The 13,760-nt window shown below is 49.9% G+C and carries 15 protein-coding genes; all 15 read right to left on the bottom strand.

Annotated features, from left to right (window positions below):
- Positions 1-192, bottom strand: coding sequence for a 50S ribosomal protein L29 (gene rpmC / locus ABD836_RS13200; RefSeq protein WP_008248343.1), 192 nt, complete (start codon positions 190-192; stop codon positions 1-3).
- Entirely contained in the window at positions 192-605 is a 414-nt protein-coding gene (gene rplP / locus ABD836_RS13195) for a 50S ribosomal protein L16 (protein ID WP_344936708.1), read from the bottom strand. Before rplP ends, rpmC begins: the two co-directional genes overlap by 1 nt.
- Positions 606-616: 11 nt before the next feature.
- The gene (gene rpsC, locus ABD836_RS13190) at positions 617-1,291 is read right to left on the bottom strand and encodes a 30S ribosomal protein S3 (protein WP_344936706.1); all 675 of its coding nucleotides are present in this window, start codon (positions 1,289-1,291) and stop codon (positions 617-619) included.
- Positions 1,292-1,305: 14 nt separating this feature from the next.
- On the bottom strand, positions 1,306-1,644 hold the full coding sequence (gene rplV, locus ABD836_RS13185; protein WP_008248347.1) for a 50S ribosomal protein L22: 339 nt from the start codon (positions 1,642-1,644) through the stop codon (positions 1,306-1,308).
- A gap of 25 nt (positions 1,645-1,669) precedes the next feature.
- A complete protein-coding gene (gene rpsS / locus ABD836_RS13180) occupies positions 1,670-1,945 on the bottom strand; it encodes a 30S ribosomal protein S19 (RefSeq protein WP_008248348.1) in 276 nt (91 codons plus the stop codon).
- A 37-nt stretch (positions 1,946-1,982) separates the two neighbouring features.
- Complete coding sequence (rplB, locus tag ABD836_RS13175) at positions 1,983-2,807, bottom strand: 50S ribosomal protein L2 (RefSeq protein ID WP_344936703.1); 825 nt, start codon at positions 2,805-2,807, stop codon at positions 1,983-1,985.
- Between the two features lie 17 nt (positions 2,808-2,824).
- Complete coding sequence (rplW, locus tag ABD836_RS13170) at positions 2,825-3,121, bottom strand: 50S ribosomal protein L23 (protein WP_344936702.1); 297 nt, start codon at positions 3,119-3,121, stop codon at positions 2,825-2,827.
- Positions 3,118-3,735, bottom strand: coding sequence for a 50S ribosomal protein L4 (gene rplD / locus ABD836_RS13165; RefSeq protein WP_344936699.1), 618 nt, complete (start codon positions 3,733-3,735; stop codon positions 3,118-3,120). The genes rplW and rplD overlap by 4 nt, the downstream gene beginning before the upstream one ends.
- An 11-nt stretch (positions 3,736-3,746) precedes the next feature.
- Complete coding sequence (rplC, locus tag ABD836_RS13160) at positions 3,747-4,391, bottom strand: 50S ribosomal protein L3 (protein WP_344936697.1); 645 nt, start codon at positions 4,389-4,391, stop codon at positions 3,747-3,749.
- A gap of 120 nt (positions 4,392-4,511) precedes the next feature.
- Entirely contained in the window at positions 4,512-4,823 is a 312-nt protein-coding gene (gene rpsJ / locus ABD836_RS13155) for a 30S ribosomal protein S10 (RefSeq protein ID WP_008248372.1), read from the bottom strand.
- A 233-nt stretch (positions 4,824-5,056) separates the two neighbouring features.
- Positions 5,057-6,280 (bottom strand): elongation factor Tu, encoded by a 1,224-nt coding sequence (gene tuf, locus ABD836_RS13150; protein WP_344936676.1) that lies wholly within the window; start codon positions 6,278-6,280, stop codon positions 5,057-5,059.
- A 30-nt stretch (positions 6,281-6,310) separates the two neighbouring features.
- Positions 6,311-8,419, bottom strand: a complete 2,109-nt coding sequence (fusA, locus tag ABD836_RS13145; protein WP_344936695.1) for an elongation factor G — start codon at positions 8,417-8,419, stop codon at positions 6,311-6,313.
- Between the two features lie 33 nt (positions 8,420-8,452).
- Entirely contained in the window at positions 8,453-8,923 is a 471-nt protein-coding gene (gene rpsG / locus ABD836_RS13140) for a 30S ribosomal protein S7 (protein WP_008248375.1), read from the bottom strand.
- A 110-nt stretch (positions 8,924-9,033) separates the two neighbouring features.
- The gene (gene rpsL, locus ABD836_RS13135; RefSeq protein WP_008248376.1) at positions 9,034-9,408 is read right to left on the bottom strand and encodes a 30S ribosomal protein S12; all 375 of its coding nucleotides are present in this window, start codon (positions 9,406-9,408) and stop codon (positions 9,034-9,036) included.
- Between the two features lie 137 nt (positions 9,409-9,545).
- Positions 9,546-13,757, bottom strand: a complete 4,212-nt coding sequence (gene rpoC, locus ABD836_RS13130) for a DNA-directed RNA polymerase subunit beta' (protein ID WP_344936691.1) — start codon at positions 13,755-13,757, stop codon at positions 9,546-9,548.
- Positions 13,758-13,760 lie beyond the last annotated feature (3 nt).

The raw sequence follows: 13,760 nt of genomic DNA, 5'->3' as shown, positions 1-13,760 counted from the left end.
TTAGTTACCTGCCTTTTCCTGGAGCACAGTTTTAACGCGTGCGATTTCCTGACGAGTTTTCTTCAGCAAATGCGTTTGCGCTAACTGGCCGGTACTCTTTTGCATGCGAAGCTTGAACTGATCTTCAAGCAGCTGCAACAGTTGGGCATTAAGATCTTCAACTGATTTATCGCGTAACTCTAAAGCATTCATCACATCACCACCCGTCTAACAAAAGCGGTCGGCACAGGAATCTTTGCTGACGCCAAGGCGAATGCTTCACGCGCTAATTCTTCAGACACGCCTTCTACTTCGTATAAAACCTTGCCTGGCTGAATCTGTGCGACCCAGTATTCAACATTACCTTTACCCTTACCCTGACGAACTTCGAGAGGCTTCTGGGTAATTGGCTTATCTGGAAAAACACGAATCCAGATTTTACCACCACGTTTGATGTGACGCGTCATTGCTCGACGTGCCGCTTCAATCTGGCGTGCTGTAATACGACCGCGACCGACTGCTTTAAGGCCAAATTCGCCAAAGCTTACCCGGCTACCGCGTTCTGCCAGACCACGGTTGCGTCCTTTGTGTTGCTTGCGAAACTTTGTGCGCTTCGGCTGTAACATTTGCGTAACCCTTACTCTGAACCTTTCTTAGCCTTAGCTTCGACCGCTTCTTTTCTGGCTCCCAGGATTTCTCCCTTAAAGATCCAGACTTTGACACCAATGATGCCGTAGGTCGTAGCTGCTTCGTGTGTCGCGTAGTCAATATCAGCGCGCAGTGTGTGCAATGGCACACGTCCTTCGCGATACCACTCGGTACGAGCAATTTCTGCACCACCGACACGCCCACTAACCTGTACCTTAATGCCTTCTGCACCCTGGCGCATTGCGTTCTGTACCACACGCTTCATAGCGCGACGGAACATAACACGGCGTTCAAGTTGCTGAGCAACATTCATGGCTACCAACTTCGCTTCCATATCCGGCTTGCGGATCTCTTCGATGTTGATATGAACTGGCACACCCATTTTCACTGACAACTCTTTACGGAGCTTGTCGACATCCTCACCCTTTTTACCGATAACGATACCGGGGCGCGCTGTGTGAATCGTGATGCGTGCAGTTTGTGCCGGACGCTCAATAACAATACGACTTACTGAAGCGTGAGAGAGCTTTTTCTCAAGCAACTCACGTACTTCCAAATCCATTACTAGGTGCGCGGCGTAGTTTTTGCCACTCGCGTACCAAACGGAATTATGTTCTTTTACGATTCCCAGCCGGATGCCGGTCGGGTGTACTTTCTGACCCATGTGGTCTCTCCTACCTAGCCTTCGCCGTCTGCAACTTTAATCGTGATATGACAAGATCTTTTCAGAATACGATCCGCACGACCCTTTGCACGAGGACGAAGACGTTTCATCGTCGTACCTTCATCAACAAAGATTGTCGATACTTTCAATTCGTCAACATCTGCGCCTTCATTATGTTCAGCATTGGCGATAGCGGAGTTAAGCACTTTCTTAATAATGCTCGCCGCTTTCTTAGAGCTGAACGTCAGCAGATCAAGCGACTCTTCTACACCCTTGCCGCGAATTTGGTCAGCAACCAAACGCGCCTTTTGGGCAGAGATTCGTGCGCCTTTTAAACGTGCTGCTACTTCCATCTTAAAAGCCTCTCTCGGCCCAAGCTTAACGCTTGGCCTTTTTATCGGCCACGTGACCCTTATAGGTCCTAGTCGCGGCAAATTCACCCAATTTGTGACCAACCATATCCTCGGAAATAATAACCGGGACATGCTGACGACCGTTGTGAACAGCGATTGTCAGAGCCACCATTTCAGGCAGAATCATTGAGCGACGCGACCACGTTTTAATGGGGCGACGATCGTTTTTTTCTACCGCTACTTCAACCTTCTTCAACAAATGAAGATCGACAAACGGACCTTTCTTTAATGAACGTGGCACAAGCTAATCCTCTTTACTCTAATTGACGTCTTTTCGATTACTTATCGCGACGACGTACAATTAGTTTGTCTGTACGCTTATTTTTACGGGTCTTATACCCTTTAGTCGGCATACCCCAAGGAGATACAGGGTGACGACCACCAGAAGTACGACCTTCACCACCACCATGTGGGTGATCTACCGGGTTCATCGCCACACCGCGAACGGTAGGACGAACACCACGCCAACGCGAGGCACCGGCTTTACCCAACTTCCGCAAGCTGTGCTCGCTGTTGGATACTTCACCCAATGTTGCTTTGCACTCTGATAATATCTTGCGTGTCTCACCGCTACGCAGACGAATCGTCGCGTATTGGCCTTCGCGAGCAACCAACTGAGCCGAAGTACCAGCACTGCGCGCAATTTGCGCACCTTTACCAGGCTTCATTTCCACACAGTGAACCGTGCTTCCCAGAGGGATGTTACGAATCGGCAGGGCATTACCAGCCTTTATTGGCGACGCTTCACCAGAGATAATTTGATCCCCAGCAGAAACACCTTTTGGCGCAATAATGTAACGACGCTCACCGTCTGCATACATTACAAGAGCAATGAATGCGGTGCGGTTAGGATCATACTCTAAACGCTCGACGCGTGCAGGAATACCGTCCTTATTACGCTTAAAATCTACCAAGCGGTAATGTTGCTTGTGACCACCACCAACGTGACGTGTGGTGATACGACCGTTATTGTTACGGCCGCCATTGCGCGACTGACTCTCAAGCAGTGGCTTGTGCGGTGCACCTTTGTGTAGATCCGGGTTTACAACCCGAACAACAAAGCGACGGCCGGGAGAAGTCGGTTTACTTTTTACAATTGCCATTTGACTAAACTCCAGACTTATTCAGCGACCGCAAAGTCAATGTCTTGACCCTGCGCAAGGCTCACATACGCTTTCTTCCAGTTTGACTTCTTACTCAAACCAAAACGATTGCGCTTAACCTTACCTTTTACGTTCACTGTACGAACTTCCAACACACTGACTTTAAAAAGCGATTCAACCGCTTTCTTAATTTCCAGCTTGTTAGCGTTCGGCAGCACCCGAAAAACTACCTGATTACTAAGCTCTGTGCTCGCTGCACTTTTTTCAGAAACGTGCGGGCCGAGCAGTACCTTATAGATGCGCTCTTTATTCATCCCAACAGCTCCTCAAACTTTTTCAATGCAGCAACAGTGATAACCACTTTGTCGTAACCAATCAGGCTTACCGGGTCAACACCACTAACATCGCGAACATCAACATTGTGCAGATTACGAGCAGCAAGATACAAATTGCCATTCACTTCTTCTGTCACAACCAAGGCACCTTCAAGACCGTACTCACCAAGCGACTTAACCAGCAACTTAGTTTTTGGTGACTCAAGTGCAAATTCTTCAACCACAACCAAGCGCTCCTGACGAGCCAACTCAGACAAGATCGTGCAAAGCGCAGCACGATACATTTTGCGGTTTACCTTTTGAGCATGATCCTGTGGACGCGCAGCAAATGTTACACCGCCCCCACGCCAAATTGGCGAACGGATCGTACCAGCACGTGCACGGCCAGTACCTTTCTGACGCCAAGGCTTCTTACCACCACCACGGACATCAGAACGTGTCTTTTGAGCACGAGTACCCTGACGCGCACCAGCCATATAGGCCACTACTACTTGATGCACCAGATCTTCGTTAAACTCGCGTGCAAACGTGACGTCAGATACCTGAACCGTCCCGGCTGCCCCGTTACCGGGTTTCGCAATACTTAATTCCATTGCATCGCCCCCTAGGATTTTTTAGCTTTTACAGCAGGACGTACGAATACATCACCACCTGGAGCACCTGGAACCGCACCCTTGATCAAAATCAAGTTGCGCTCAGCGTCCACACGAACAACCTCAAGAGTCTGAACCGTTACGCGCTCAGCACCCATATGACCAGACATCTTCTTGCCCTTAAATACTCGACCAGGCGTTTGGCACTGACCGATTGAGCCGTTAGAACGATGCGACAAAGAGTTACCATGAGTTGCGTCTTGCATGGAAAAGTTCCAGCGCTTAATACCGCCCTGAAAACCCTTACCTTTAGACTGACCAGTGACATCAACCTTTTGGCCCGCTTCGAATGCAGCAACAGTTAGCTCAGCACCAACTTCTGGTGCATCTTCGCCCTGCTCCAAACGAAACTCCCACAAACCACGCCCAGCCTCAACACCGGCTTTTGCAAAGTGACCTGCTTCTGCTTTAGGGATACGCGACGCTTTGCGAGCACCAGTAGTAATCTGGATCGCCCGATAGCCATCGACATCATCTGCCTTGACACGAGTAACACGATTGGGATCAACCTCAATCACCGTTACCGGGATAGAAATACCGTCTTCTGTAAAAACGCGCGTCATGCCGCTTTTACGACCGACCAAACCTATAGTCATTGCTCCAACCTCTCAGTGTACGGGGCTAACACCCTCTATGGCCGCGCTCTAACACGCGTTACACAACCCAGGGCCAGCCCCCGAGCGGGTCTGAAAAAAATATTCAGTGTTTACTTGTTTTTAGCCGAGGCTAATTTGAACTTCTACACCAGCCGCCAAATCTAACTTCATCAGCGCGTCTACAGTTTTTTCTGTAGGCTCTACGATGTCCAACATGCGCTTATGGGTGCGGATCTCATACTGATCACGCGCATCCTTGTTTACATGTGGAGAGACCAGGATTGTAAAACGCTCTTTGCGCGTAGGCAGAGGAATTGGACCTCTAACCTGAGCACCAGTACGTTTTGCAGTGTCCACAATCTCTTGCGTAGACGCGTCAATGAGGCGGTGATCAAAAGCTTTTAAACGAATTCTTATCCGTTGGTTCTGCACCTGATCAAACTCCCATCCCGAATAAATCCGGACCCTCGCCATTTGTCGCCGAGGTAACCCGAAAAAAGGAAGCGGAATGTTAAAGATATACCCAGACATTGTCAACACAATATCCAATGATTTCTCTACGCAAACCACAACTAATTAAAACACTGGCAAAATGCCGGACAAACAATTAAGAAAGGGAGGCCAAACCCCCCTTTCCAAAACAAATACCGCCTAGGCGGCAATGCTTATTCTACGATTTTAGCAACAACGCCGGCGCCAACAGTACGGCCACCTTCACGAATTGCAAAACGCAGACCTTCTTCCATCGCGATTGGCGCAATCAAAGTTACGTCCATTTTCACGTTGTCGCCAGGCATAACCATTTCAGTACCTTCCGGCAGCTCACAAGCACCAGTCACATCCGTGGTACGGAAGTAGAACTGAGGACGGTAGCCTTTAAAGAACGGCGTGTGACGGCCACCCTCTTCTTTGGACAGTACGTATACTTCACCTTCGAAACGAGTGTGAGGCGTGATTGAACCGGGCTTAGCCAGTACTTGTCCACGCTCCACATCGTCACGCTTAGTACCACGCAGCAATACACCAACGTTCTCACCAGCGCGACCTTCGTCAAGCAGCTTGCGGAACATTTCAACACCAGTACATACGGTCTTGGTGGTGTCGTGAATACCAATGATTGCAATCTCATCACCGGTGCGCAAAATACCACGCTCAACACGGCCTGTCACAACAGTACCGCGACCAGAGATAGAGAACACATCTTCAATAGGCATCAGGAACGGCAGGTCAATTGCGCGCTCAGGCTGTGGAATATAAGTATCCAGAGCTTCGATCAATTTCTTAACAGCGGTGGTGCCCAATTCGTTGTCGTCTTGGCCATTCAGCGCCATCAGTGCAGAACCCGCAATGATAGGGGTATCGTCACCAGGGAATTCGTACAAATCAAGCAGCTCGCGCAGCTCCATTTCAACCAATTCAAGCATTTCATTGTATTCTTCGCTGCCTACGCCACCGCAATCTTCAGCCAGCAGGTCAGCCTTATTCAGGAATACCACGATGTACGGTACACCAACCTGACGTGAAAGCAGGATGTGCTCACGAGTCTGAGGCATTGGGCCGTCTGTAGCGCCACATACCAGAATCGCGCCATCCATCTGCGCAGCACCAGTGATCATGTTTTTGACATAATCGGCGTGACCTGGGCAGTCAACGTGCGCGTAGTGACGAACTGACGAATCATATTCGACGTGAGAGGTCGCAATGGTGATACCACGTGCACGCTCTTCAGGTGCATTATCGATACCATCAAACGCCACTGCCTTACCGCCATACACTTCCGCACATACACGGGTAAGTGCTGCAGTCAGCGTGGTTTTACCATGGTCAACGTGACCGATGGTGCCCACGTTCAAGTGGGGCTTATTACGTTCAAACTTTTCCTTAGCCACAATATAATCCTCGCATAAAGGTGTTAAAAATTAAGCTCTATTTTTAGCCATGATTTCTTCGGTAACATTACGAGGCGCCTCGAAATACTTTTCGAACTCCATCGTAAATGTCGCCCGCCCCTGGGTAGCACTGCGCAAATCGGTTGCATAACCGAACATCTCTGCCAGCGGTACCTCGGCGTTGATGACCTTGCCAGACATGCATTCATCCATGCCCAAGATTATGCCGCGGCGACGATTAAGATCGCCAACGACGTCACCCATATTTGCCTCAGGGGTAACAATCTCTACTTTCATAATGGGTTCAAGCAATACCGCCCCGCCCTCTTGAGCGAGCCGCTTCGTTGCCATTGAGGCAGCAACTTTAAACGCCATTTCATTAGAGTCTACGTCATGGTATGAGCCATCAAATGCGGTCGCCTTAAGGCCCAGCAGCGGGTAACCCGCTAGCACACCATTTTGCATTTGCTCAGCAATACCTTTTTCGATCGCCGGAATATATTCTTTAGGAACTACACCACCGACAATTTCACTGACAAATTCTAAGCCTTCGGCCCCAGAGTCCTCACCGGGTTCAAAACGAATCCAGACATGGCCAAACTGACCGCGACCACCAGACTGCCGAACGAACTTACCCTCAATCTCACAGGTATTGCGAATTGCCTCGCGGTAGGCAACTTGCGGCTTGCCGATATTCGCCTCGACGCCAAATTCACGACGCATACGATCAACAAGTATGTCGAGGTGCAATTCGCCCATGCCCGAGATAATACACTGACCAGTCTCCTCGTCAGTTTTCACCCGGAAAGATGGATCTTCTTGGGCCAATTTACCTAAAGCAATACCCATTTTCTCTTGATCAGCCTGAGATCTAGGCTCCACTGCAACCGATATAACTGGCTCAGGGAACTCCATACGCTCAAGCACGATGACATTATTGGGATCACACAAGGTGTCGCCTGTCGTTACGTCCTTTAAGCCGATGGCAGCGGCGATATCACCCGCCCAGACTTCTTTGATTTCCTGACGATCATTAGCGTGCATTTGCACCATACGACCAACACGCTCCTTCTTACCCTTTACAGAATTAATAATTGCCGTACCACTTTCTAACTTACCGGAATAAACCCGAAAGAAAGTCAATGTACCAACGAAGGGGTCGGTGGCAATTTTAAACGCAAGCGCAGAAAAGGGCGCATTATCGTCTGCTTCACGCGTAGCAAGCGTTTCATTCTTATCGTCGAGCGTACCCTCAATGGCCTTAACTTCGGTTGGCGACGGCATGTATTCAATAACGGCATCAAGCATTGCCTGAACACCTTTATTTTTAAATGCCGAACCACCAAACACCGGAATGATTTCATTGGCTAGCGTACGCTTACGAATACCAGCCTTAATCTCTTCCTCGGTTAGCGCCTCACCTTCAAGGTACTTCTCCATCATCTCGTCAGTCGCCTCTGCGGCAGCCTCGACCATGTACTCGCGCATTTTCTCACACGCGGCCAGCATCTCAGCAGGTATCTCTTCGTACTCGAAGGTCATACCCTGATCGACTTCATTCCAGACAACAGCTTTCATCTTTATCAGATCGACAACACCGCGAAACTCTTCTTCGCTACCAATTGTCATCTGCATTGGCACAGCTACCGCACCCAGACGGGTACGCAACTGCTCAACAACTCGCTCGAAATTCGCCCCCATCCGGTCCATTTTATTTACAAAGACCAAACGGGGAACTTCGTATTTATTGGCTTGACGCCACACCGTTTCAGTCTGGGGTTGCACGCCAGACGACCCGCACAAAACCACAACAGCACCATCGAGCACCCGCAAAGACCGCTCAACCTCAATAGTGAAGTCAACGTGCCCCGGGGTATCAATGATGTTGATACGATGCTGTTCAAATTGCTGCTGCATACCGGACCAAAAACAGGTGGTCGCAGCGGAGGTAATAGTAATACCACGCTCCTGCTCCTGAGCCATCCAATCCATGGTCGCAGCACCATCATGAACTTCGCCGATCTTGTGCGACAAACCGGTATAGAACAGCACCCGCTCTGTCGTCGTCGTCTTGCCCGCGTCTACGTGGGCACAGATACCAATATTGCGATATCTTGAGATAGGCGTTTTACGTGCCACTATGCTTCCCCAATTAAACTCTGGTGTAATTTCTTAGAAGCGGTAATGGGAGAACGCTTTGTTAGCTTCAGCCATGCGATGCACATCTTCACGCTTCTTAACTGCAGAACCCTTGCCCTGCGACGCATCGATGATTTCACCAGCCAAACGCTGACGCATGGATTTTTCACCACGGCCACGAGAGTAATCAACCAACCAACGCATTGCCAAAGCAGTACGACGGCTTGGACGCACTTCTACAGGAACCTGATACGTTGCACCACCAACACGGCGAGACTTAACCTCGACCATAGGCGCAATGTTTTCTAGGGCAGTATCGAAAGCCTCTAGGGGATCAGTGTTCAGGCGCTCTTTAACCAAGTCCAGAGCTCCATATACGATGCGCTCTGCAACTGATTTTTTACCACTAACCATTACGTGGTTCATGAATTTAGCTAGGGTCAGGTTTCCAAACTTTGGATCTGGCAGTATTTCCCGCTTTGCGGCGACGCGTCTTCTTGGCATATCTCTATCTTCCTTTGTCTTCAGGTAAATCCAAACACCGGGTCGCCTTACAGCGATGAGACGATGGTTTGGCCTTACTTAAGGTCTGTTTTAAGTAGCGTTAAATCGAATTACGACTTAGGACGCTTAGTACCGTATTTAGAACGAGCTTGTTTACGGTTGTTAACACCGGATGTATCCAGACTGCCGCGAACTGTGTGATAACGCACACCTGGCAAATCCTTTACACGACCGCCGCGAATTAGCACAACACTGTGTTCTTGCAGGTTGTGGCCTTCACCGCCGATGTAAGATGAAACCTCAAAGCCGTTAGTCAAACGTACACGACATACTTTACGCAGTGCCGAGTTAGGCTTTTTCGGGGTAGTGGTGTAAACACGAGTACATACGCCGCGACGCTGTGGACATGCCTGCAATGCAGGAACGTCACTTTTAGCCGCTTTACGCTTTCTCGGCTGACGAACCAACTGGTTGATCGTTGCCATTAATTAACTCCAAAAAACTAAAGACCAGGGCACCAATGCACTGGCCGACCAACTGCCGAAACCACCGACAGCTTATAAAAAAAGTGGAGCGCGAATTCTAAAGACGCACTCCACTCCCGTCAAGTAATCAAATTTACTCAGCCGTTGTCGCTGAGCGCCTCTGACAATGCCGCTTCAACATCTTGTGCTGATACGGTTTTACTCAGTTCGTCTTTCTTGATCTTGCGATCACGATGGTATGCCAAGCCTGTTCCCGCTGGGATCAAGCGGCCTACAACCACGTTTTCTTTCAAACCGCGCAGATGATCGCGCTTGCCGGTAACCGCCGCCTCGGTTAGAACCCGGGTAGTTTCCTGGAAGGAAGCCGCCGAAATAAAAGATTCTGTTGCTAGCGAGGCCTTGGTGATACCCAACAATTCACGTTCATAACTTGCACAAATCTTATCGGTGTTGTGAAGAATCTCGTTCTCCTCAACCACTCGCACGTACTCAGCCTGCTCACCTTTAATAAAGGATGAGTCGCCAGAAGTCAGGATATTGACCTTGCGGAGCATTTGACGAACGATAACTTCGATGTGCTTATCGTTAATCTTAACGCCCTGCAGGCGGTAAACGTCCTGAATTTCATTGACGATATACTTGGCCAACTCTTCAACGCCTTTCAGGCGCAGAATATCATGTGGGCTCAAAGGACCTTCCGACACGATTTCGCCCTTTTCTACCTGTTCGCCTTCGAACACGGTAAGCGTACGCCACTTCGGAATAAGTACTTCGTAGTAATCAGAGCCATCAGCCAGCGGCTTGCCGTCTGCTGGAGTGATAATCAAACGACGCTTGCCCTTTGTTTCTTTACCGAAGCTCACGGTACCGGAAATTTCCGCCAAAATGGCCGGCTCTTTCGGCTTACGCGCTTCAAATAAGTCAGCAACCCGTGGCAGACCACCGGTGATATCACGTGTCTTTGAGCTTTCCTGCGGAATACGAGCAACAACGTCACCAACTTTCACGGTAGCGCCATTTTCTAGCGATACAATCGCGTTTTCAGTCAGGAAGTAGTGAGCCGGCACGTTAGTACCTGCCAGACATAGCTCGTCACCATTAGGGTCGACCAAGGTCACTGCGGGGCGCATATCTTTACCCGCTGCTGGACGCTCGCCCTGATCCATAACCGAAATACTGGTCAAACCGGTTAATTCATCAGTTTGACGCTTAACGGTAATCCCCTCTTCCATACCGGACATCTTAACGATACCCGCTACTTCAGTGATGATGGGGTGAGTGTGCGGATCCCAAGTTGCAACAATATCGCCCGCCGCCACTTCGGCGCGGTCGGCAACCTTAATCAAGGCACCGTAAGGAAGCTTATACCGCTCGCGCTCACGACCGCTCTTGTCGGTAATAGCCAGCTCACCAGAGCGGCTTACCGCAACAAGGAAGCCATCTTCTCGCTCAACGTATTTCAGATTGTGCAAACGGGCTTTACCGTCTTGCTTAACCTGAATATTGTCGACCGCCGTTGCCCGCGATGCCGCACCACCAATGTGGAAGGTACGCATGGTTAACTGGGTACCCGGCTCACCAATAGACTGAGCGGCGATTACACCGACTGCCTCACCACGGTTAACTAGGTGCCCGCGCGCTAGATCGCGACCGTAACAGGCAGAACATACGCCGTGACGGGTTTCGCAAGTGATTGGCGAACGCACATCGATCTCATCAATGCCCATCTCTTCCAGCGCGATTACAGCCTTCTCGTCGAGCATGACACCCGCTTCGACGGCAATTTCTTCGGTGCCAGGAATGAATACATCGCGCACAACCAGACGACCCAATACGCGGTCACCCAAAGTCTCAATGATGTCGCCACCTTCGATAACCGGAGTCATGGTCAGACCCTCAGTTGCACCACAATCGTCTTCGGTAATAACCAAATCCTGAGCAACATCAACCAAGCGACGAGTCAGATAACCGGAGTTAGCCGTTTTCAATGCCGTATCAGCCAAACCTTTACGCGCACCGTGAGTCGAGATGAAGTACTGAAGTACGCTCAAACCTTCACGGAAGTTCGCGGTAATCGGCGTTTCGATGATTGAGCCATCTGGCTTGGCCATCAAACCACGCATACCGGCCAACTGACGAATCTGGGCTGGCGAACCACGAGCACCGGAGTCAGCATAGATGTAAACCGAGTTGAAAGAGTCTTGCATCTCTTCCTCACCCTTGCGGTTTATCACTGGCTCTTTAGACAAACCTTCCATCATCGCCTTGGAAACCATGTCATTTGCACGGGACCAAATATCGATAACTTTGTTGTATTTCTCACCCTGGGTTACCAGACCAGAAGCATACTGCTTCTCGATCTCAACCACTTCCGCGTCGGCAGCAGCAACAATGCGCGCCTTGGCTTCAGGAATTTCAAAATCGTTTACGCCGATTGATGAACCCGAGCGAGTCGAGTACTCAAAACCGGTGTACATCAGCTGATCACCAAGGATTACGGTAGCCTTTAGGCCAACGCGACGGTAGCACTCGTTAAGAATACGAGAGATCGCCTTCTTGGTCATGGCGTGGTTAACCATGTCGAAGGGCAGACCTTCGGGCACAATCCGCCACAATAATACGCGGCCGATAGTGGTGTCTACGATAGAACGGGTTTCGGTACGCTCGCCGTTTTCACCAAAGCTGACTTCAGTCAAACGACACTTAATGCGCGCCTGCAAATGTGCCAAGCCCGTAACATACGCGCGATGCACTTCTTCTGGGTTGGCAAATACAGTGCCCTCACCAGCGCCGTTTACACGGTCACGCGTCATCCAGTACAGGCCCAACACCACATCCTGCGAAGGAACGATGATTGGCTCACCGTTAGCAGGCGAAAGGATGTTGTTGGTAGACATCATCAGCGCGCGCGATTCTAGCTGCGCTTCGATTGTCAGCGGTACGTGTACCGCCATTTGGTCACCATCAAAGTCAGCGTTGTAGGCTGCACACACCAATGGGTGCAACTGAATTGCCTTACCTTCGATCAATACTGGCTCAAACGCCTGAATACCCAAACGGTGAAGTGTTGGTGCACGGTTCAACAGTACCGGATGCTCACGAATAACGTCAGCAAGGATATCCCATACTTCTGGCGGCTCGCGCTCGACCATTTTCTTGGCCGCTTTAATCGTCGTTGCTAAACCACGCGCCTCAAGCTTACCAAAGATGAATGGCTTGAACAGTTCAAGAGCCATTTTCTTAGGCAGACCACACTGATGCAAACGCAGAGTAGGACCAACCACGATAACCGAACGACCAGAGTAGTCGACTCGCTTACCCAATAGATTTTGACGGAAACGACCTTGCTTACCCTTGATCATGTCGGCCAAAGATTTCAGTGGGCGCTTGTTGGAACCAGTGATTGCTCGGCCACGACGACCGTTATCCAACAGCGCATCTACCGATTCCTGAAGCATACGCTTTTCGTTACGCACGATGATGTCAGGCGCGTTTAGATCAAGCAGACGCTTTAAACGGTTGTTACGGTTAATAACACGGCGGTATAAATCGTTCAAATCAGAGGTCGCAAAACGACCACCATCCAGCGGCACTAATGGGCGCAAATCAGGCGGCAATACAGGCAACACCTTCATGACCATCCACTCAGGCTTATTACCTGAATCAGCCAAGGCTTCGATCAGTTTTAAACGTTTAGACAACTTCTTGATCTTGGTTTCTGAGTTAGTCGCCGGGATTTCTTCACGCAGACGCTCAATTTCAACCGGGAGATCAAGCTCCATCAATAGGTGCATGATGGCTTCGGCACCCATTTTGGCCACGAAGTCATCACCAAACTCCTCCATTGCCTCAAAGAATTGCTCGTCGCTTAGCAACTGGCCTTTCTCTAAGGTAGTCATACCTGGATCGGTAACCACGTAGGATTCGAAGTACAAAATACGCTCGATATCACGCAGGGTCATATCCAGCAACAAACCGATCCGGCTTGGCAGTGACTTCAAAAACCAAATGTGAGCAACTGGGCTAGCCAGTTCAATGTGACCCATGCGCTCGCGACGCACCTTAGCCAGTGCGACTTCAACGCCACACTTCTCACAGATTACGCCCCGATGCTTCAGGCGCTTATATTTACCGCACAGACATTCATAGTCTTTGACGGGTCCAAAAATTTTGGCACAGAACAAGCCATCGCGCTCAGGCTTGAAAGTACGGTAGTTAATGGTTTCTGGCTTTTTTACTTCGCCAAAAGACCACGAACGAATTAGCTCCGGTGACGCCAAACCGATACGAATAGAGTCAAACTCATCGTTCGGTTGTCCCTGTTTTAATAGACTTAATAAATCTTTCAAGGC

Source organism: Zhongshania borealis (assembly GCF_039539625.1).
GTDB lineage: Bacteria > Pseudomonadota > Gammaproteobacteria > Pseudomonadales > Spongiibacteraceae > Spongiibacter > Spongiibacter borealis.
The sequence above is the reverse complement of the archived record's forward strand: the minus strand, read 5'-3'. Positions and strand labels throughout refer to the sequence as shown.

Coding starts and splice junctions, on each gene's coding strand:
- rpmC (WP_008248343.1), bottom strand. CDS start 192: ATGAATGCTTTAGAGTTACGCGATAAATCAGTTGAAGATCTTAATGCC.
- rplP (WP_344936708.1), bottom strand. CDS start 605: ATGTTACAGCCGAAGCGCACAAAGTTTCGCAAGCAACACAAAGGACGC.
- rpsC (WP_344936706.1), bottom strand. CDS start 1,291: ATGGGTCAGAAAGTACACCCGACCGGCATCCGGCTGGGAATCGTAAAA.
- rplV (WP_008248347.1), bottom strand. CDS start 1,644: ATGGAAGTAGCAGCACGTTTAAAAGGCGCACGAATCTCTGCCCAAAAG.
- rplB (WP_344936703.1), bottom strand. CDS start 2,807: ATGGCAATTGTAAAAAGTAAACCGACTTCTCCCGGCCGTCGCTTTGTT.
- rplW (WP_344936702.1), bottom strand. CDS start 3,121: ATGAATAAAGAGCGCATCTATAAGGTACTGCTCGGCCCGCACGTTTCT.
- rplD (WP_344936699.1), bottom strand. CDS start 3,735: ATGGAATTAAGTATTGCGAAACCCGGTAACGGGGCAGCCGGGACGGTT.
- rplC (WP_344936697.1), bottom strand. CDS start 4,391: ATGACTATAGGTTTGGTCGGTCGTAAAAGCGGCATGACGCGCGTTTTT.
- rpsG (WP_008248375.1), bottom strand. CDS start 8,923: ATGCCAAGAAGACGCGTCGCCGCAAAGCGGGAAATACTGCCAGATCCA.
- rpsL (WP_008248376.1), bottom strand. CDS start 9,408: ATGGCAACGATCAACCAGTTGGTTCGTCAGCCGAGAAAGCGTAAAGCG.